This window comes from Ectobacillus soli (assembly GCF_042610425.1).
In the GTDB taxonomy this organism is placed as follows: Bacteria; Bacillota; Bacilli; order Bacillales; family Bacillaceae_G; genus Ectobacillus.
Window position 1 is genome coordinate 309,135 of sequence record NZ_JBGJZM010000002.1, and the last position, 20,315, is coordinate 329,449.

The 20,315-nt window shown below is 37.4% G+C and carries 20 protein-coding genes; all 20 read right to left on the reverse strand.

What is annotated here, in order from left to right:
- Positions 1–194: 194 nt before the first annotated feature.
- On the reverse strand, positions 195–962 hold the full coding sequence (locus ACAN53_RS13335; protein ID WP_379970606.1) for a tyrosine-protein phosphatase: 768 nt from the start codon (positions 960–962) through the stop codon (positions 195–197).
- A gap of 20 nt (positions 963–982) precedes the next feature.
- Entirely contained in the window at positions 983–1,681 is a 699-nt protein-coding gene (locus tag ACAN53_RS13340) for a CpsD/CapB family tyrosine-protein kinase (RefSeq protein WP_379970607.1), read from the reverse strand.
- Entirely contained in the window at positions 1,671–2,408 is a 738-nt protein-coding gene (locus ACAN53_RS13345) for a YveK family protein (RefSeq protein WP_379970608.1), read from the reverse strand. The genes ACAN53_RS13340 and ACAN53_RS13345 overlap by 11 nt, the downstream gene beginning before the upstream one ends.
- Positions 2,409–2,921: 513 nt before the next feature.
- Positions 2,922–4,250, reverse strand: coding sequence for a UDP-glucose dehydrogenase family protein (locus tag ACAN53_RS13350; protein ID WP_379970609.1), 1,329 nt, complete (start codon positions 4,248–4,250; stop codon positions 2,922–2,924).
- Positions 4,251–4,266: 16 nt separating this feature from the next.
- A complete protein-coding gene (locus ACAN53_RS13355) occupies positions 4,267–5,514 on the reverse strand; it encodes an oligosaccharide flippase family protein (protein WP_379970610.1) in 1,248 nt (415 codons plus the stop codon).
- A 65-nt stretch (positions 5,515–5,579) separates the two neighbouring features.
- Positions 5,580–6,629, reverse strand: coding sequence for a glycosyltransferase family 2 protein (locus ACAN53_RS13360; protein WP_379970611.1), 1,050 nt, complete (start codon positions 6,627–6,629; stop codon positions 5,580–5,582).
- A gap of 45 nt (positions 6,630–6,674) precedes the next feature.
- Entirely contained in the window at positions 6,675–7,928 is a 1,254-nt protein-coding gene (locus ACAN53_RS13365) for an oligosaccharide flippase family protein (RefSeq protein ID WP_379970612.1), read from the reverse strand.
- 159 nt (positions 7,929–8,087) lie between these two features.
- Positions 8,088–9,041, reverse strand: coding sequence for a glycosyltransferase family 2 protein (locus tag ACAN53_RS13370; RefSeq protein WP_379970613.1), 954 nt, complete (start codon positions 9,039–9,041; stop codon positions 8,088–8,090).
- A complete protein-coding gene (locus ACAN53_RS13375; RefSeq protein ID WP_379970614.1) occupies positions 9,028–9,813 on the reverse strand; it encodes a DUF4422 domain-containing protein in 786 nt (261 codons plus the stop codon). The genes ACAN53_RS13370 and ACAN53_RS13375 overlap by 14 nt, the downstream gene beginning before the upstream one ends.
- Entirely contained in the window at positions 9,779–10,909 is a 1,131-nt protein-coding gene (gene glf / locus ACAN53_RS13380) for a UDP-galactopyranose mutase (RefSeq protein ID WP_379970615.1), read from the reverse strand. Before glf ends, ACAN53_RS13375 begins: the two co-directional genes overlap by 35 nt.
- Positions 10,910–10,912: 3 nt before the next feature.
- The gene (locus ACAN53_RS13385) at positions 10,913–12,178 is read right to left on the reverse strand and encodes a hypothetical protein (protein WP_379970616.1); all 1,266 of its coding nucleotides are present in this window, start codon (positions 12,176–12,178) and stop codon (positions 10,913–10,915) included.
- A gap of 34 nt (positions 12,179–12,212) precedes the next feature.
- The gene (locus ACAN53_RS13390; protein ID WP_379970864.1) at positions 12,213–12,803 is read right to left on the reverse strand and encodes a sugar transferase; all 591 of its coding nucleotides are present in this window, start codon (positions 12,801–12,803) and stop codon (positions 12,213–12,215) included.
- A gap of 117 nt (positions 12,804–12,920) precedes the next feature.
- Positions 12,921–13,805 carry a UTP--glucose-1-phosphate uridylyltransferase GalU gene (gene galU / locus ACAN53_RS13395; RefSeq protein ID WP_379970617.1) on the reverse strand — a complete coding sequence of 295 codons (885 nt, stop codon included), beginning with the start codon at positions 13,803–13,805 and terminating at the stop codon, positions 12,921–12,923.
- A 90-nt stretch (positions 13,806–13,895) separates the two neighbouring features.
- Positions 13,896–14,663: a tyrosine-protein phosphatase gene (locus ACAN53_RS13400; RefSeq protein ID WP_379970618.1), complete on the reverse strand. Its 768-nt coding sequence runs from the start codon at positions 14,661–14,663 to the stop codon at positions 13,896–13,898.
- Between the two features lie 21 nt (positions 14,664–14,684).
- Positions 14,685–15,353, reverse strand: coding sequence for a CpsD/CapB family tyrosine-protein kinase (locus ACAN53_RS13405; RefSeq protein ID WP_379970865.1), 669 nt, complete (start codon positions 15,351–15,353; stop codon positions 14,685–14,687).
- A 19-nt stretch (positions 15,354–15,372) separates the two neighbouring features.
- A complete protein-coding gene (locus ACAN53_RS13410) occupies positions 15,373–16,113 on the reverse strand; it encodes a YveK family protein (RefSeq protein ID WP_379970619.1) in 741 nt (246 codons plus the stop codon).
- 327 nt (positions 16,114–16,440) lie between these two features.
- Positions 16,441–16,947 carry a hypothetical protein gene (locus ACAN53_RS13415; RefSeq protein ID WP_379970621.1) on the reverse strand — a complete coding sequence of 169 codons (507 nt, stop codon included), beginning with the start codon at positions 16,945–16,947 and terminating at the stop codon, positions 16,441–16,443.
- Between the two features lie 296 nt (positions 16,948–17,243).
- Positions 17,244–18,233 (reverse strand): phosphodiester glycosidase family protein, encoded by a 990-nt coding sequence (locus ACAN53_RS13420; protein ID WP_379970622.1) that lies wholly within the window; start codon positions 18,231–18,233, stop codon positions 17,244–17,246.
- 198 nt (positions 18,234–18,431) lie between these two features.
- Positions 18,432–18,854: a 3-hydroxyacyl-ACP dehydratase FabZ gene (gene fabZ, locus ACAN53_RS13425; protein WP_379970623.1), complete on the reverse strand. Its 423-nt coding sequence runs from the start codon at positions 18,852–18,854 to the stop codon at positions 18,432–18,434.
- Between the two features lie 458 nt (positions 18,855–19,312).
- Positions 19,313–20,314, reverse strand: coding sequence for a rod shape-determining protein (gene mreB, locus ACAN53_RS13430; RefSeq protein WP_379970624.1), 1,002 nt, complete (start codon positions 20,312–20,314; stop codon positions 19,313–19,315).
- Between the last annotated feature and the right edge of the window lies 1 nt (position 20,315).

A 20,315-nucleotide genomic window follows, 5' to 3' on the forward strand; every position in this document is an offset into this window, starting at 1 on the left:
AAAGTCCTAGATACAATTTCTTATATGTTGAGAAATTGTATCTAGGACTTTCATCGGTATGTATATAGTAAATAGGCCTTTAACCCATCCTTCCACACCACACTCTTGACGCCAAACGTCTAAGGCGCGCTACCACCCACAGCATGATCGAGTGCCTCCATTGATATCGGTAAGGAGACATCACCAATTGACAATTAGAATATTCCAAATAGTTTTTTTCTGCGTAGTTCTTGCGGTTCTTGTTTAAACACGGCATGTCCGTTCACAATAGAGTACGCTTGTTCTTGGAATAATGAACGCATGTCTATACCAAACTCATCTTGAATGACATCATAGGATTCTTTGAGTTTAAAAGGACGATTTGTTACATTATGCGCATCGGATGCGACAACGTGAACAAGATTATGTTCAATAAGCTGTAAGGAAAGTTTTTTAATAGATTTTCCGAAGTCACCTGTTAGACTGGATGCAGTTAGTTGTGCCAGTGCTCCTTTGCTAATTAATTCGTACAAGACGCTTGGATGTTCGGCTATTTCTGCATTGCGCTCTGGGTGTGCAAGTACTGGAATTAATCCCTTTAACTGCATATCGTAAAGTAACGTTTTGGTGTATCGTGGTACGTGGCTTGAAGGGAATTCAAGTAGAATATATTTATTAGTTTCGTTCAACGTTTCAACGATATCGGTATCATAATCCTGCAGCAGATCCCCATAAATACGAACCTCTTGTCCAGGAAGAATCGTAAGGGGAATATCTTTCTGCTTAAGAAGATCATTCAATTCTCCCACTGCATATACAATATCTTTCTTTTCATTCATATAATGGACTGTTTGATGATGAGGAGTTGCGACGATTGTGTGAATCCCTTGCAGGACTGCGGCCCTTGCCATCAATAGGCTTTCTTCTTCGTTTTTCGGGCCATCGTCTAGACCGGGTAAGATATGACAATGTAAATCAATCATCGCAGACTCTCTCCTTTTATTTATTGCTGTGCACCATAGTAGTAGTAATATTCGCTTTCTTTTTGCTTTTTCGCATTTAAAACAACGCCTAGCAGTTTACCCTTGGAATTTGCCAATAAACTTTTTGCTTTTATGGCTGCTTCTTGTTCCGTTTGACCGCTACGAACGATCATAATAATACCATCCACGATATTGGCAAGGACCTGCGCATCTGTTACAGCAAGAACAGGCGGTGTATCAATAATGACTAAATCATATTGACGGTAAGCTTCTTGCAACATTGCTTCCATCTTCGTAGATCCAAGTAATTCCGCTGGGTTTGGTGGGATTGCACCGCATGGAAGGAAGTCTAAATTCTCAACGAGTGTTGGCTGAACACACTTTTCAAAGCTTGCTTGCTTTGATAGTACGCTCGTTAATCCAAATATATTATCTACATGAAACATCGTATGGATGGCAGGTTTTCGTAAATCGGCATCAATTAAAAGTACCTTCTTACCTTGCTGTGCAAACACAACCGCAAGATTTGCTGTTGTCGTTGTTTTTCCTTCGGCCGGACCAGATGAAGTAACTAGGAAAGAGCGAAGATCCTTATCTACGGAAGCAAATTGAATATTTGTTCGTACGTTCCGGTATTGCTCAGATACTGGCGATTTCGGTTCTTCTTGGGCAATTAACCGACGAATAGTTTTTGATGGATTTGATCGTTTAAGAGCCAATAGTGTGTTCCCTCGCTTTCGTATGTGAATGTATGACGTTTTCTATTAACTTCTTTTCTTCCATTTGTGCAATTACCCCTAGTACTGGTAATTCCAAAAATGTTTCAATATCTTGTTCTTTCTTAATAGTGTTATCTAAGTATTCTAGTAGGAAAGCTAGCCCCACAGATATCATAAAGCCAACAACAAGTGCGATCATAACATTAAGTGTTGGCTTAGGCTTTACTGGACCTTGCCCAACTGCTGTTTCTGCCTTTGATAAAACCGTTACATTATCAACGCTCATAATATTCGGAACTTCCTGTTTAAACACATCTGCAACTGAATTGGCAATGTCACGTGCAACTTTTGGATTTGGATCCTGCACCTTGACAGCTATAATTTGTGAATCCTTTTGGCTTGCAACAGTTACTTTTCCATTTAACTGCTCTGTACTCATCTTTAACGATAAATTACTCTTTACTTTATCTAAAATTGCAGGACTCTTAATAATTCCAGCATACGTACTAATAAGCTGTAAATTTGTTTGTACATCACTAGATTGTACGCCGTTTACTTGCTTCTTCTGATTCACGAGAATTTGTGTGGAAGATTCATAGATTGGTGTAATGAAGAAGAAACTAACAATCGCACTTACTAACGCAGCTGCAAAGGTAATACTAATAATCATGGACATTCGTTTTCGTAATACTTGGAATAGTTCTTTTAGACTGATCGTTTCTTCCATAATTCCCTCCAAAAATACAGTAATTTAAAAATAAATATATTATACTATTATAGTTATTTCATCCGAAAAAGTAAAGTGTTTCCTTGTATAAAAATGGAATATTTCGGACGAACTTATCCACATCCCTTATAATCAGTAACCACTCTATGACTGTAATTAATTTTCACACTATTTGGGTGGCATAAAATTAATATAAAAATGAATTTTTTACCATTTTTAAAACCAATAGTAAACAAATCTTTGTACCTGTTAATAATACAAACTATCAAGAACTTTTACAATACAGTTCCAAGTCTTTTAATATATATTTTACATTTTTTGATATTAAATTTGAAAATTATATATAATATTGTATTATTTTGCTCTTATATGTAATATTTTTACAATAAATTAAATATCAATTTTCAAACATCTATTTAATCCGATAATGCTTTACAAAATAAGCATAAAACAGGCAGGCATCCCAAAAAGGGACACCTGCCTATTTTGTACCTATTCTTGAAAGAACGGATTTCAATACACTTTCTGCTTGTATAGATGAATAGCTTTGCGACCAATCGATTGATACACAATATTCTGCTGCTGAACGTCTACTAATTCAAAGCAATTCCGTCCATCATAAATAAATGGTGTCTTCATTTTCGTCTCAAATAAGGTCAAATCCATGTTTTTTATTTCCGGCCATTCGGTAAAGATAAAACAAATGTCGGCTTTATCTAACGCATTTTCAATAGAAGTTTCATACGTGATTTCTGTTGGGTATAGCTTCTTAAAGTTAGCTACGCCTACAGGATCATAGGCATGAACACACGCGCCTTCATTGAGTAATAAACGGATATTCGGTATAGAAGGGGCCTCTCTGAGATCATCGGTTCCTGGTTTAAAGGTTAGTCCTAATACCGCGACTTTTTTCCCTTGAAAGGTAAGGAAATCCTGCCTTGCTTTTGTAATCAGCTTGAATTTCTGCTTTTCATTCACTTCAATTGCTGCTTTCACCGTACGCAGGACGTATCCAGCTTCTTCCGCTAGCCAGTGGAGCGCCTTCGTATCCTTCGGAAAGCATGAACCACCGTATCCAACTCCTGCTTGTAGGAATTTATCCCCGATACGATTGTCGTAGCTCATGCCATTCGTGACATCTTCGATATTCGCCCCTACTGTTTCACATAGATTCGCAATGTCATTGATAAATGATATTTTCAGAGCTAGAAAGTCATTGGACGCATATTTCACCATTTCTGCACTTCTGCGGTTCATTGCTAGAATTGGTTGGTGAAACGGCGTATACATCTCTGTTAATGTTGCCTTCGCCCGTTCGGACTCAACACCAATGACTATGCGCGAAGCATGCAGTGTATCTCTCACAGCCGTTCCTTGCGATAAAAATTCTGGGTTCGAGGCTACTTCAATATGTATATCAGTTCGTACATTTTCCTTCATGATTTGTTCCACGCGTTCATTTGTACCAATCGGTACAGTTGATTTGACGACAACGAGACAATCCTGCGTGGCAGCCTTTGCAATTTGTTTCGCAACCGCATATATATAGTTTAAATTCGCTGATCCATCTTCATTTTCAGGCGTACCAACCGCAATAAAAATGACATCGGAATGAGCATAAGCATTTTGGTAGTCCGTTGTAAATTGGAGCCGACCTTCATTTTTGTTTTTTAGAATGAGTTCGTCTAAACCAGGTTCATAAATAGGGGAAATTCCTTGATTTAATAAATTGATTTTTTCCTGCACCGTATCGACACACGTGACGGTATGACCTACTTCAGCCAAGCAAACCCCTGTAACTAAACCCACATAACCGGTCCCTGCAACTGTAATACTTCTCATGATCGTGTTCTCCTCCCTATATTGCTTCTTTTTGTCGTTTTAGATTTCGAATGTTTAATAGAAACACGATACCTTCTGCTACGATAACAACAAGCGCCATGCCGAATTCTTGCAGCCATATGGTGAATGGAACAGACAACAAAGCAAAGGCAAATGCAGCCATTACATAGCTTTTATTTAGCACATTCTGCAAGTTCATCGCGTACATAATTCGGGCCATTACGGTATTCATAATTGCTAAAAAAACAATAAGAGAAAACAACTGAATCAACCGAGTGACGGTATCGCTTGGTTTACCAACAACGAATGCTACCAACTGAGAAGAAAAAACAAATAATAAGATAGAAATGAGTAAAGAGAGCATGGAGCTGATCCATATAAATTTCTTTTTAAATCGATGAAATTCTTCCTTTTTGCTATCATACAATTCACATATATGTGGATAGACAGCTTGCGTAACAGGCTGCGATAATCCGTAAAAGGCGCCCATTATCTTCTGCCCGATTCCAAAATGACCAGCTGCTATATTCCCCGATAAAAAACCTACCAGAACAAGTGGACCCTGATTATAAAAATTTATCCATAGGTTTGTCAGAAACACATGTCTTCCCTTTACGAGTTCACCCGCTAGCTTTCGGATATCGGTAATGAATGTATAATCGATATGAAATTTCAGCTTCACAAAGAAAATAGAGATGATTCCAGGTAGGATAAAGTATAGCGTTTGAAGAAAAACAGCTAAGTCTATATCCACGGTACTTCTTATAAATACAAAAATGAAAATCGTCACCAATATTTTCACAACAATATTCATATACGTCATATATTTCATTCTTTCTAACCCTTGATATAACCAAATCGGGAATAGACTATTACCAATAAGAATAAGAAAACTAAGTAAATAGGCCACTTTATGATCGTTAAAAAATGGTAAAGTTTCTATTACAATAATATATACAATGCCCACAAGTAGCGTAAAGATTAGTTTAATTGTAAGAATGACATTATAAATATCATTTACTTTATCTTTATCCTGCTTGTTAACAGCAATATCTCTCGTACCCGATATATTAAACCCATAGTCTGCAAATATATTTAGAAATTGCATAATTGCCACGCAAAACACCAATACCCCATAATTCTCTGTTCCAAGCGTTCGTACTAAATAAGGAAATGTTAGTAAAGGAAATAGATAATTACTTCCCTGTAAGACTAGTAAAGAAAGAATATTTCCAACCAACCGGCTTTTTAATAGTTTTTTCATTTGTATTCCTCATTTTTGCGTTCCTTTTATCAATATAACTTGCTATCTTCTCGTTCTTAGTAAAACTAGGATGAAAAGCTGAAAAATGTTAAAGCATACTTCTTTACAGACATCCGAAGCTTAACAAGATATAAAGCAAATGGAATGTGATTATTTTTTAAAAGAAATAATTCTATCTTCATAAAAAGACCATACCCATCCTTTACAGAACTGTCTCTAAGTACATGCTTCATTTTGGGCGTATTTAAAAATAGCATTACTTGTCTTTTCTTTTCATAGTCATTCAAGGGACTACCCTCGTAGAATAAATTGTTCATCCCATGTGATAATGTTTCGATCCAATCATTTACAATTAATTGCCTACATTTCTCTTCGTATCCCCATTTTCTAATCAAAGTTTCAAATTTCGATGTTTCCTCATACCTGATTTGAAATCTATTTTCTCTATAAAGATTGGTCGCCGAATCTTTTCTATCTATCACATGATGATAATATTTCTGATCATGAACGTACACTCGGTCCAAATTTTCATACACAATGTAATTAAATATCGTATCCTGTCCAACCTTTTGGTTGCCAAAACGACAGTGATTCTGGTCTAAAAAGTCTTTTTTATAAAGCTTATTCCATAAGGTAAACATAATTTTCTTTCTATATAGTTTTTCGAATTCAATTCTAAAATCAGATTGCCTTTCCAAAAAAATGGTATGAACGGTTCTAGGAATGGATTTTTGATCAGATTTCGTACACAATTCATCATAGTAAGCAAAAATAACCATATTTGCTTCGTATTTTTCAGCTAATGCAAAATTATCCGCTAGTAATGTGGGCTCAACATAATCGTCCGGATCACAAAAATAGACGTATTTTCCTGTTGCAACTGCCAAACCACTATTCCTGGCGGCACCCGTTCCCTGATTATTCTGGTGAATCACCTTAATGCGAGAATCTATCGTTTCATAGTAATCACAAATTTTCCCGCATTGATCAGGGGATCCATCATCTACAAGAATTAATTCAAAACTTTCATGTGTTTGTGCTAGCATTCCATCAATACATCTTTTTAAATATTTTTCTACTTTGAAAATAGGGACAATCACACTAATATCTATCAATTCCGCAACCCTCCTATAAAATGTACAATGGCAACTCGATATCGCTCAAGGTTTAAGCCGAAATCGCTTGGCCTTTGGACTTTGCGCTAATAATAAACAAGCTATAAAAACATAACCTTCAACAAAAATGATACTAGATATCATTCCATAAGCACCGTAATAGAAAGTTAGTGGGATAGAGGCAATACAAAACACAACCGCTATACTTAAATACACTTTTTGTAGCTTAGTATATTTATTCATTACGAATATGATTGTTGTTAATAACGAATTAAGCATGATGAAAAATGTTGCAACGGCAAACAATTTAATGAGATCATTTGTATACTCCGTATAATAACCAGCGAAAATCAATAGGAAATCCTTTGAGAAAATTAGCAATATGAGACTAAGAGATACGGAAGCTATGACACCTACTTTGATTATGTTTGTTTTGAATTTACGAAACGACTCAATGTTATTTTCATACAAGGTACACATATGCGGGTATATGGCTTGACCAACAGGCTGCATGAAACCTGCACATATCGCTGTTACCTTTTGTCCAATGCCGTACAATCCTGCTGCTTTATCTCCTGCCACAAAACCCGTAATTATAACTGCCCCTTGCACATATACATTAATCCATACATTTGTCATAAAAACATGAACACCTTCTATTAACTCCTCTTTTAATACTTGTACAGAGAAAATAGGACGAAATTTCACTCCAAATTTCAGTCTAATAAATAATAACGCGATAAGACCTGGCAAAAGAAAATTAAAAGATTGAAATAGTACTGCCAACTCTGTGTTACTAGGAGTTCGTATAAATACAAAAATTAAAATAGTACTCAGAAATTTCGCACTGACATTCAGTAAAGTAATGTATCTCATATTTTCCATACCTTGAAAAAACCATAACGGAAATATGGCATTTCCTATGACAGCTAGAAATCCAACTAAATAGATCCCGCTTTCTACTCTTAGCTTTGGAACAAAGCTTATAAGTACAAGTAACAATAGAAAGGACAGGAACGTAAGAAGCACTTTAATCGTTAATACTTTGTTATAAATTTGATTTACTTTCATAATACTATGCTTGTTTAATGTAATTTTTTTGGTTGCAGTAACGTTGAAACCGTAGTCCGTTACCACTGCAAACATTTGCATGAAAGCAGTGGTAAAAACGGTAATACCGAAGTTTGCTGTCCCTAACATTCTTACTAAAAAAGGAAATGTAAGCAAGGGAAGAACATAATTTGATCCTTGTAAAACAAAAAGCGAAAAGATATTTTCAATTAGCTTTTTATTAAACATCACACACCCCAAAACCTCTTAACCTATTATCTATTCATACATTAAGAGAGAATTTTTCATACATAGATCATTCAGCTAATTGTAGATTCCATTTTCAAATACCTTTCCAATCCTTTTTATGAATTCCACCTTCTCCTCACTTGTTATCTCGTGGCCATTTTACGTACTCTTTTTATACGTGTACATTTTTTCATAAAAGACTGGATTTAATTTTAGCAAGAGTAACGCTATCCTATATTTAGTAGGTAATCGAAACAAAAGATTATAGTTTATATCTGAAAGAAGACTCTTGATTTTTGTTATGTGATTTTTATTAAACTTTATATTGTGATGGATAATATGAATAATATTTCGAACTTCCAGCACTGATAATTCATCTTCATATCGCACCAACTGATTCTCAGAAAGATACTCCTTCATCTTCTGATACAAGGCGCTTGCGTAGAACTCAATCTCCGGATTATACGTAGTCGTCGTACTTTCTTCTCGTTTTACTAAGTTATACAATGGCTTTTCGATAAAGGAGATACCCTTTTGGATATGGCACAAATATTTAAAGACAAACAGCGTATCTTCAAAGAAATTTCCATTCTCAAATACCAGCTGATGTTCTTCGATGATGCTACGCAGAAATACTTTATTCCATAATCCTACGTCCATCTCCTGATGCTTCGTAAGAAAATCGGCAAGATAATCCTGACTATCCATTAAACAGCTTCTTGTTTCTAACTCCGTTCTATTTAGAAAAACTTTCCTAATTCCGCAAATGCATAAATCGGATTGTTCTCTTTCAATTAGATTGTGCATAGTTGCTAACATGTCTTCCTCTGCATAGTCATCACTGTCCATAAACATGACATAGGTCCCAGTCGCATGTCGCAATCCGTTATTTCGCGCTGCAGATTGCTTCATATTGGGCTGCGTAAGTACGGTAACGAAATCATATTCCTCCGCGTACTTTTGCAAAATGACGGGCGTCTGATCCGTAGATCCGTCATCTATCGCAATGATTTCAAACAAATCGGAATTTGCCTTGGTAAGAATACGATCTAGGCACCTGCCAATGTAGCTTTCAGAATTATAAACGGGAATAATAATACTAATTGGCTTCAATAGAATTTCCCCTTATCTTCCGGCTAAGGAAGCTGATATATTTCTTTAGCTTATTTTCCTTCTCGATGCTAACGATACCTAGCATCTTAATTTGTAGCTGGTGATGATGGATCCATACATTAAACAAACGTTCAGAAATAAAACCAAATACCCTTGCTTGATAAGGGGAATACTGCTCGATATGAATCTCTTCTTCTAACTTTTTCAAAATAGCAAACAGCCACTGGGCATACTCATTAAACAATTCTTTTTTCATAATAAACATATTGTATAAATGTAGCTTTCGCCCATTCATCACCTTGTTAAAGGAATCTACATACTCCGGATAGTCCCGCATCAATATTCCTTTTGCTGCAGCGAGATCCTGAATATGATGCGCATGTTTATAATGGGACCATACAGATTCAATATAATAATCTCGCTTCTTCGGTAAGATTACGTCATAGGCTTCTAACAGAAAGTTCACATCATCGGTGTGCAAAATGTGAGAAAATGGGTCCTCTTTCTTAGTAGGACGGTCTATTACCTCGGAGAAGTATCTTCGATAATGGCAAAGTCCCACGACATCACTAGAAGCATTTTTCCAAATCCAGTACAAGGCCGTTAACTCACAATAATTCGCATTTTTACCCGAAATATGTTCTCCCGTATCATCGCCTAGAAAGCCAAGGTCTTCTTTTCCTTCCTTCCCCACATGAATCGGTACATATCCTTCGTCCGCCGGCATGCTATACTTCTTATGCGTTGCGACAAATAGCTTGATTTGGCTCATCCTCAAACTCCCTTTCTACCTCTTTTAACGCGGAGGCTATAATTTGATGCATATCATAGTATTTATACGTACCAAGCCGGCCGCCGAAGATGACATGAGGCATGTTATCAGCAAGCTCTTTGTACTTCTCATAAAGCCGATTATTGTCTGTATTATTGATTGGATAATAGGGCTCGTCCCCGGGATTCCACTCAGTGGGGTATTCTTTCGTAATCACCGTATCTGGCTGCGTTCCAAATTCGAAATGCTTATGCTCAATGATGCGCGTATACGGCGTTTCTCGGTCCGTATAATTCACAACCGCATTCCCTTGATAATTATCAGAGTGGATCATTTCATTCTCAAAGTGCAGACTTCTATACTCCAGTACCCCGTACTTGTAAGCAAAGTACTGGTCAATCATTCCGGTAAACACGACCTTATTTGCTCTTGCCTCTAACTCTTCCTTATTTTCAAAGAAATCAGTAGAAAGCGAAACATCACAGCCGGCCAGCATTTTTTCAACAATGACATTGTATCCCCCGATTGGAATACCTTGATACTTATCATTAAAGTAGTTATTATCGTACGTAAAACGCACAGGCAATCGTTTAATAATAAAGCTTGGCAATTCTGTCGCAGGTCGTCCCCATTGTTTTTCGGTATAGCCCTTAATTAATTTTTCATAAATATCGACACCAACTAACGAAATGGCCTGCTCTTCCAAGTTTTTTGGCTTTTCTATATCCAGCTGCATCTTTTGTTCCTCAATCTTCTGCTTTGCTTGTTCGGGTGTAATCACACCCCATAATGTATGAAAAGTATTCATATTAAACGGCAGATTGTATAACTCTCCCTTATAATTGGCAATCGGTGAGTTCGTATATCGGTTAAACTGGGCGAACTGATTCACATACTTCCATATCTCTTCGCTATTCGTATGAAAGATATGCGCTCCGTACTTATGGACGTTGATTCCCGCCACATGTTCGTTGTATACATTTCCGCCAATATGATCTCGTTTATCGATCACCAGACACGTTTTTCCTCGTTTCGTAGCTTCATAGGCAAAAGTAGCCCCAAACAATCCAGCACCCACAATTAAGTAATCATACATGAATCACGCTACCCCCTTCTTACTTTCAAAATTTAGAATGGCATTTGCCTTACTTGGCAGGGCGGAAATAGTTAACAGATAAACGAAAATGCTGTAGAAAAACAACTCATTATGACTACTATAGAAACTCGTTGCAATCACAAAACCAACGAAGAAGAAGAGCTCGATTATCCTTTTTTTCTTAACCAGCCCGACAAAAATCGTGACGAGTAAGAAAAGATAGGTAATAAAAAATAGAAGGGGAAATTCCACAAAAAATGAAAGATGACTAGAATGCATCGGCATAAGCCCTAACAGCATCGCTTGATAACCTGTTGGATCCAGCATGGCAAATTTTGATAAATCAATTCCTGCATGAGTGGCTACCAAGCTATATTCGCCAGGAGTAATGCCAAAAATTAAATTCATCAGATTCTGAAATTTAATTTGTAGTCCATATTGGATTAATAGCATATGCCCAGTTGTCGAGCCGTTATCACCACCTGCCTCGGCTCTAGTAAACACGCCAAACATACTTTGATTTTGTATGACAAAAAGTGAAGCAAATACAGTCGTTCCTAGAAAGAGGAGAAACTGAATGTACAAGGTAACATATTTCGATTTCCTGTTCTCCTCTAATAACTTTTTTGAAGACGTAACAAAGTTATATAGGAAAACGGGAATGTAAAGGGCTAAAAAGATAAGGGAAAAACGAGAAATAGTCAATAATGATAGAACCATAAACATAAGGGATAAAACAAAGCGAATAGATGATGTAAACAATACAAGGGACATAAAGGCAAAGAATGCACATAAGATCGCTGCATGGGATTTATCATCAAAACCTAGCGATATATAGCCACTTTTTTGTATGAATAATTCCTCTACGGCAAATAGGCAAAAATACAAGCAAATTGGGATTGTGATGTATTTATAAACAGCAAGGATGGCCTGTTGAATCTTGTATTTATTGATAAGGGAAAACAAGGTACTAATATAAATAATCATCACCAGAAAAAATATAATATGCGCCATTTGAATTTCCGTTTCATACACATTTGATATCCATAACGCTCCAATCGCCATCATACAAATATTTAACGTGACAAAGACATAATCTCTTTTCTGAAATACTTTAATGGTGATAGGAATCAATACCAATATAGATAGAATCTGAAACACATTGGAATAGGCTAATCTACCTTCAATCTTTTGACCAAATAGCATTCCAATATTGAGAAGTAGTAGTGAAATGATGAGTAACCGTTTGTCAGTTAGTTTTAATTCCACGTGGCTGATCTCCTTATTGATATAGTAGTATACATTAATAGGCTCCTCGTCTCAGAATAACCATGAGCACTGTTTTACATAGAATCGAAATATCTAACTTAAGAGATTGATGGTATACGTAATAGAGCTCAATCCCTACCCGCTCAGGATATCCCACATTACTTCTACCGCTTACCTGCCAGTATCCCGTAACCCCTGGCTTTACTGAAAGAAATTCGTCTATTCGATCCTTGTACTCTCTTAATTCTTCTGTAACAACGGGTCTTGGACCAACTAAGCTCATATTTCCCATGAATACATTAATCAGCTGCGGAAACTCATCTAAGCTTGTTGCCCGCAAAAATCTACCTATCCTTGTAATTCTCGGATCCTCATGCGGCTCTAGCTTATAGTTATTTTGAATATATTTTTCATAAAGATCCCTATTTGCTTTTAACGTATTCTCTGCATCGGTAATCATGGAGCGAAATTTATAAATATAGAAAAACTCCCCATTTTTTCCAATACGTTTCTGTTTAAAAAAAACAGGTCCCTGTAGATCTTCCCATTTAATCAACAAAGCAATAACTAGAAAAAGCGGAGAAAGTAAAACAATTCCGATGCATGCACCTATGAAGTCGATCATTCGTTTTGAAAGTAAGTAGACTGTACTGGGATTTTCTATGCCCTCAATCAGGATCGGATATTCTTGTATCTCTGGTTTTTCCACAGTGCTTGTTCTCACATCCAAATGAACCCCTCCTTACGTTACACTTATTTTCTCTGCGGACACTTTCTCCGTCATAAATGCTAGTAGCTCATCCCTTAGATCATCATGCAAAAGTGCAAATTCAATAGAAGTCTGAATAAAACCTAGCTTCTCCCCCACATCAAATCGTTTCCCCTCGAAATCGTAGGCAAACACCCGTTGTATTTCATTTAAACGTCCTATGGCATCTGTTAATTGAATTTCCCCTCCAGCTCCGATGTGTTGTTCATCCAAAAACATAAATATTTCTGGTGTTAACACATAGCGGCCCATGATTGCTAAGTTTGACGGTGCAGTGCCCGGTGCTGGTTTTTCTACAAATTGATTCACCTGATACCTGCGACCGCTCTGTATTAGAGGATCTATAATACCGTAGCGATGCGTCTCGCTATCAGGAACGGTTTGTACCCCAATAACAGATGCTCTCGTTTGCTCATATTGATCCATCAATTGGCGGAGGCAAGGCGTCTCTGCTTGTACAATATCGTCACCAAGTAACACGGCAAATGGTTCATCTCCAATGAATTTTCTCGCACACCATACAGCATGTCCAAGCCCTTGTGGTTCTTTCTGACGAATATAGTGGATATTCATTTTTGATGAAACTTGTACCTTATCAAGAAGATCAAATTTTCCTTTCTGTTGCAGATTTTGCTCCAGTTCAATGGAATAATCGAAATGATCTTCAATAGCCCGCTTTCCTTTACCTGTAACAATAATGATATCTTCAATCCCTGACTCAATTGCTTCTTCTACGATGTATTGAATCGTTGGCTTGTCTACAATCGGCAGCATTTCCTTAGGCATTGCCTTTGTTGCAGGTAGAAACCGAGTCCCAAGACCAGCTGCTGGAATAATAGCTTTTTTAACTTTACACATAGACAAGCACTCCTTTTTAAATGTAATTTATTTAAAATAAAGTAATATTTTTACAACATAAGAGTGCAGAAGTCCTTTAATCGTTAACGATTAAAAGATTCCAAAAATCTTTTTATTTCGTATTTCTTCAGGCTCAAACTTTGAAACAACATGTCCTGCAATAACGGCATATGCATTTTTTTTAAATAATACAGCAATGTCCATCCCTAGTTCATGTTCAATCGTGTCATAGCATTCTCGCAAATTAAATGGACGATTCGTACTGTTATGAGCGTCAGATGCAACAAAATGAACAAGATTATGTTCGATTAACTGTAAGGATAGTTTTTTTATTGTTTTTCCAAAACCACCTGTCATACTAGATGCTGTAACTTGAACGAGCGCGCCTTTTAAGACGAGATCGTACAGAATATTCGGATGTTCGGCAATTTCTGAATTACGTTCCGGATGGACGATGATAGGGATTAAGCCTTTAAGAAGCAAATCGTATAGTAAGGCTGGTGTATATCGTGGTACGTGGTTGGATGGGAATTCTAGTAGGATGTATTTCTGTGTCTCGTTTATTGTTTGAATTAGACCTAACTCGTACTGCTCGGCAATTTCTCCATTAATATGAATCTCTTGTCCCGGTACAACTAACAATGGTAGATCCCTTTGCTTCAACACTTCATTCAATTCATGTACTGCCCTAGCAATGGCAGGCTTTTCATTCCTATAATTGATTGTTAAATGATGAGGAGTTGCAACAATCGTTTGAATCCCCTCAGCTACAGCCTCTTCAGCCATTGCTATGCTTTGTTCCATGGTCGTAGGTCCATCATCCATGTCAGGTAATATATGACAATGCAAATCTATCAATATACATCACCTCTTCAACGTTTACTTTTTTGAACCATAATAATAGTAATAATCTTGTTCCTTCAGCTTTTTCGCATTGAGCACGACACCAAGCAACTTTCCTTTCGCACTTTGTAGTAATCCTTTTGCCCTTATAGCCGCCTCACGCTCTGTCTGACCACTTCGGACTACCATTACGATCCCATCCACAATATTGGCAAGAACTTGTGCATCTGTCACAGCTAGAACCGGTGGTGTATCAATAATTACTAAATCATATATGGCATAGGCTTCTTGCAGTAATTCTTCCATTTTTTTCGAACTAAGCAGTTCTGCTGGGTTTGGGGGAATCGCACCACATGGCATAAAATCCAAGTTTTCAATTTTAGTAGCATATACGCACTCCTTTAACGTTGCTTGCTTTGATAATACAGCCGTGATGCCCAGCCTATTTTCTATATCAAACATCGAGTGAAGCGCGGGCTTTCTCATATCTGCATCCATTAATAGTACTTTCTTTCCTTGCTGCGCAAACACAACAGCAAGATTTGCTGTCGTTGTTGTTTTCCCTTCCGACGGTCCAGATGAAGTGATAATGACCGAACGGATTTCTTTATCGACGGATGCAAAATCAATATTTGTTCGAACATTTCGATATTGTTCTGAAATAGCAGATTTCGGCTCATTATGGGCAATTAACTGTCGTACCATTTGAGGTTGATTTTTTTTCTTAAGAACCAATGGTATGCTCCCTCACTTTCATATTTGCAGCAAGTTTTTTATCCACTACCTTTTTTTCTTCCATTTGCGCGATACTCCCAAGAACCGATAATCCTAACAACTTTTCTACATCCTGTTCTTTCTTAATCGTATTATCTAGGTAATCTAGTAATAAAACGATCCCGATAGATGCAAATAACCCCGCCACAATCGCAATTCCGATATTCAACAACGGTTGCGGTTTAACAGGTGCTTGTCCCTTTACAATCTCAGCTGTTGATAAAACATTCACATTATCCACACTCATTAGATTTACAATTTCCTCTTTAAACGTGTCAGCAATCGTATTCGCAATAGCTGCAGCTCTCGCTGGACTGGAATCTTGAACAGTTACTGTAAGAACCTGTGACTCCTTTTCACTTGCTACACTAATTTTCTTCGTTAATGCCTTCACAGACATATCTAAATTCAGCTTATCCTTGACTTTACTTAAAATCGCAGGACTCTTAATCACAACATTATACGTGTTAATTAACTGCACATTCGTTTGTACCTCATTAAACTGTACTACACTATTGTCCTTCTTCTTCTGATTCACCAGAATCTGCGTCGAAGATTCATATACAGGAGTAATAAAGGTATAACTTACAATCCCTACTACTAATGCAATGAATCCCGTAATGGCAAATATCACTACCATACGTCTGCGTAAAATCAGAAACAATTCCTTTAAACTCCCATTATCCTCCATATTAACCCCCACTTACTACATTAGTATCGTTGAAATGACAGAATATTACAAAAATTTAATTGAAAACTATGCCATAACTAGCTGTCGCAAATAATAAGTTTATGTAAATTAATTACATAACTTTATATTAATGTTAATTATTGTAAGATACAAGATATTTTTTTCGATTTATTCTGTTAAACCGCTTACATATAAAAATAACTTTGGTAATCCTCTAAAACTACGAAAAAAAAGACCGTTTTTAGAAAACGGCCTTCCCTAATCATTGATAACTATGCGGAATCACTACAGATGCATTCGGCAAGTACTGCAATGGCTATTTTTTATTTAGTTAGCAGAAAAGGATTTAATTTGTACATCATTTTGATAAAATTCATAATATAAATTATTTACACCGTACATTTTGGCAATTGGATCAAAGTTCCATATGAAGTTTCTAGCAAAAGTACGTCCAATACCTTCATTACCGTAAGAGTCTTTTGTTTCTGTCCAATTATAATTTCCTGAAGTAAAAATTTTTAGAGTAACTTTCCCTTTTTCTTCTTGAATATCATAACTTTCGATACTTAATTGTATCGTCTGATGTCCATCCCATTGTTTTGTCGGTGCATTTTTTATTGCATTTCCTACTTCTTTTACGAGATCTTGTTTCACCTCTGGAGAAAGTGCACCTTGACTTACATTAACCTTTTGCTCAAGAGCATTAATTCTAGTATCATGTTCCATTACAATTTCTTCTAATGCTTTTTTGCTTTCTGCAAAAATATTTGAACTAGAAAAGACACCTAAAAGGATTGTAAGACCCACGAAAGTAACGACAAATTTTTTCTTCACATCTGACCCTCCAAAATCACTAAATATAACCACTAGATATAGTGTTCTATAAATATAATAATTTGTCTACACCTTTATAAAAATATGGAGTAAAAAAATAAAATATTGTAAAAATATTCATATTTAGTTACATAAATTAATAATTCTATTTAATGTTATTTTCAAACAGTCTTTGGGAGGAAACTTACTAGTTAAGAAGAACGACTACTATTTCTGATAAAACGCATAATAAAAAGGACCATTGCTGGCCCTTTCATTTTCCTATGACTTTCTTACAAATGTAATCGTCCTAATTATTAATGCGGAATCACCACAAACGCATTCGGCAAGTACCGCATTCCAACCGCCGTGTCCGTAGCTGGTTTTAATTGCAGTTCACCATTATTGATCATCGTTGTTGAGCCGCCGCCATCAAGCGCAAACGCATTGACACAGCCGAGCTGTTTAAACATTTTCACCATATCGTTCATCGATGCACCGCGGTGCTGCTTATTCCAGTAGAAGCGTCCGTCTGTTGCAATCATATAGACATTTCCCTGTGCATCTTGACCTATACCCGTACGGGGCGCCCAGCCATAGGCACTTTCAATTTCATCGGTCACGACGTCTTTGCTGTCGACAAGGAGCTGAGGACCGAAGGAGATGGCCTGCGTCACGCCCATGTCTTGCAATTCATTAATAGAGTAGGAGCCTGTAATAAATTGACCGGATTTCTTAAAGCCTCCAACAAGGTAACGAGAATTGCGGTTAAAGCCGGGCTCGCTCTTTACGACGCCGTCTGCGATGACAATCCCAATAACCGTACCGCCGCGTCCCGTGCCGTTTGCATCCTCAAATCCGCCTGCATTAATACCAGCAACAGCCTTATTTTCACTAATTAAATCCGAAAGCGGCTGACCTTGATTGGACAGACGGCTGCTAACCAAATGAATGGTCGTTGGATCGGTGACTTTCATCACCTTTGCCGTATAGTTTGAAGTCTCAACCGTTTCAACCGTTACGGATTGTGACTTACCTGTACTCGCAAATGCCTCTGCTGCATTCGAATTCGTACTAGGCGGCGCATAAATAGCCGCCTGCAGTTTCGCAATCTCCGCATCAGATAAAAACAATTTCGCATACCACGGATGCTGCGAGGAAAGAATCGAACCCGCAATCATCTTACGCAAATCATGTCCCGAAGTCGTCCCATAAAACCACCCGAAAAATAAACCCACGCCAAGGACAAGCACAGAAAGGATATACAACCACTTCTTCTTTTTCTTCTTCCATCTATCACTACGCATAAATGCACCTATCTTTCTATTTATTTTTCTATATCTATCATACAATAAAATTAAAATATTAAAATATATAATTATATGGGATGTATTGGAAAAATGGATGCCTTTAGTGGAGATGCTAAAAAAAGGTATACTTCCTAGTGCGGAAGTATACCTTTTTACGATATCTGGACTTGCTATGCTGCTATTAGGATGCTTTTATTACCGGATTGCAAACGTGATCTCCGCTTCACAAGCAAGCTCCCCGTTTACAGTCGCAACAGCTTTTCCTTTTCCAATCGGTCCCTTTATGCGAATGATTTCGACTTCTAAGCGCAGCTGATCACCTGGCTTTACTTGACGCTTGAAGCGGCAGTTATCAATTCCTGCGAAGAGACCGATCTTGCCTTTGTTCTCTTCCTTAATAAGCATCGCTGCAGCGCCGACTTGTGCGAGTGCTTCGACGATAAGAACCCCTGGCATAACCGGATAGTCCGGAAAATGACCTTGAAAGAACGGTTCATTTACCGTTACATTTTTCAAACCGACTGCGCGTTTGCCTTCTTCGATCTCAAGAATTTGATCGACAAGCAAAAATGGGTAACGATGGGGGATGATTTCTTTAATTTGTTGAACGTCTAGCATAGGAATCCTCCTTCATGTGTTTACTATCTATCATTATCACATTGTAAGCCAGTTTTGTGAACTGTAGACATAAAAAAGCATACACTCTAACTCCCGAAAGCAAATAACGGAAAGCTGATGATTTTACCTATAGACACGGAGGTAAAGTCAGAGTGTATGTCCAAGTTAGGGGAAAGGCAATTGCAATGTTCACATAGTCATACTAGTGAAGGCAATTTTGCCTCATGTGTCGTATTCATATAAAATTATAAGTGTTTTTTCCAAAAAATAAAACTGCTAAATATAGCAAAAATCCAGTAAAGATGTTAGTAATTGTCGGTTTCTCTCATTTATGCTCGGTTTTTCTCATTCTTATAAGAAATGTAAGATTTTTTTATTTATTGGTTAACATACGCGTATGGAATTAAAAAAAGCACAGTATGCACTGTGCTTCATCAAGAACCTTAAAATGTTCCTTTTTAAACTAGGCTACGTTTTGGTAAACGGTCGATGTTATCAAGCATAACACCTGTTCCGATTGCCACACATTGCATTGGGTCTTCTGCGATTAGGACAGGAACCTTTAGCTCTTCTGCAAGAAGCATGTCGATGCCGTGTAGTAATGCTCCGCCGCCTGTTAGAATAACACCGCGGTCGATGATGTCTGCAGCAAGTTCTGGTGGTGTGCGTTCAAGCACGCCTTTAGCAGCTTGTACAATGACAGACGCATCTTCCTTCAGTGCTTCTTGAATTTCTTCGGATCCAACTGAAATCGTACGAGGTAAGCCTGTTACCATATCCCGTCCGCGAATTTCAATTTGTTCGTCGCGAGAACCTGGGAATACCGTACCAACTTCGATTTTAATATTTTCTGCCGTACGTTCCCCGATCAATAGCTTGTACTTACGTTTAATGTAGTTAAGAATCTCCATGTCAAACTTATCGCCTGCCATTTTGATGCTGGAGGAGGTAACAATATCGCCCATAGAAAGCACAGCAATATCCGTCGTACCTCCGCCAATATCAACTACCATATTACCGTACGGTTGGAAAATATCCATACCTGCCCCAATTGCAGCTACCTTCGGCTCTTCTTCTAAGTAAACAACCTTACCGCCTGATTTCTCAGCAGCCTCACGAATGGCCTTCTGTTCTACAGATGTAATATTTGTCGGGCAGCAAATCAAAATACGTGGTTTTGACATGAAACCTTTCACATTCAGCTTGTTAATGAAATGCTTTAACATCGCTTCCGTAATTTCAAAATCTGCAATAACCCCGTCTTTTAACGGACGAATCGCTACAATATTACCAGGCGTACGACCAACCATACGTCTTGCTTCTTCCCCAACTGCTAACACTCTACCTGTATTACGATCAATTGCCACAACAGAAGGCTCATTCAACACAATACCTTTACCTTTAACATGGATCAGCACATTAGCTGTTCCAAGATCGATTCCAATATCTTTCGAAAACATC

Excerpts from the sequence above, each read along its gene's own strand:
- ACAN53_RS13335 (WP_379970606.1), bottom strand. The coding sequence starts at position 962 with ATGATTGATTTACATTGTCATATCTTACCCGGTCTAGACGATGGCCCG.
- ACAN53_RS13345 (WP_379970608.1), bottom strand. The coding sequence starts at position 2,408 with ATGGAAGAAACGATCAGTCTAAAAGAACTATTCCAAGTATTACGAAAA.
- ACAN53_RS13350 (WP_379970609.1), bottom strand. The coding sequence starts at position 4,250 with ATGAGAAGTATTACAGTTGCAGGGACCGGTTATGTGGGTTTAGTTACA.
- ACAN53_RS13355 (WP_379970610.1), bottom strand. The coding sequence starts at position 5,514 with ATGAAAAAACTATTAAAAAGCCGGTTGGTTGGAAATATTCTTTCTTTA.
- ACAN53_RS13365 (WP_379970612.1), bottom strand. The coding sequence starts at position 7,928 with ATGTTTAATAAAAAGCTAATTGAAAATATCTTTTCGCTTTTTGTTTTA.
- ACAN53_RS13375 (WP_379970614.1), bottom strand. The coding sequence starts at position 9,813 with ATGAGCCAAATCAAGCTATTTGTCGCAACGCATAAGAAGTATAGCATG.
- glf (WP_379970615.1), bottom strand. The coding sequence starts at position 10,909 with ATGTATGATTACTTAATTGTGGGTGCTGGATTGTTTGGGGCTACTTTT.
- ACAN53_RS13390 (WP_379970864.1), bottom strand. The coding sequence starts at position 12,803 with ATGATCGACTTCATAGGTGCATGCATCGGAATTGTTTTACTTTCTCCG.
- galU (WP_379970617.1), bottom strand. The coding sequence starts at position 13,805 with ATGTGTAAAGTTAAAAAAGCTATTATTCCAGCAGCTGGTCTTGGGACT.
- ACAN53_RS13405 (WP_379970865.1), bottom strand. The coding sequence starts at position 15,353 with ATGGTACGACAGTTAATTGCCCATAATGAGCCGAAATCTGCTATTTCA.
- ACAN53_RS13410 (WP_379970619.1), bottom strand. The coding sequence starts at position 16,113 with ATGGAGGATAATGGGAGTTTAAAGGAATTGTTTCTGATTTTACGCAGA.
- ACAN53_RS13420 (WP_379970622.1), bottom strand. The coding sequence starts at position 18,233 with ATGCGTAGTGATAGATGGAAGAAGAAAAAGAAGAAGTGGTTGTATATC.
- fabZ (WP_379970623.1), bottom strand. The coding sequence starts at position 18,854 with ATGCTAGACGTTCAACAAATTAAAGAAATCATCCCCCATCGTTACCCA.
- mreB (WP_379970624.1), bottom strand. The coding sequence starts at position 20,314 with ATGTTTTCGAAAGATATTGGAATCGATCTTGGAACAGCTAATGTGCTG.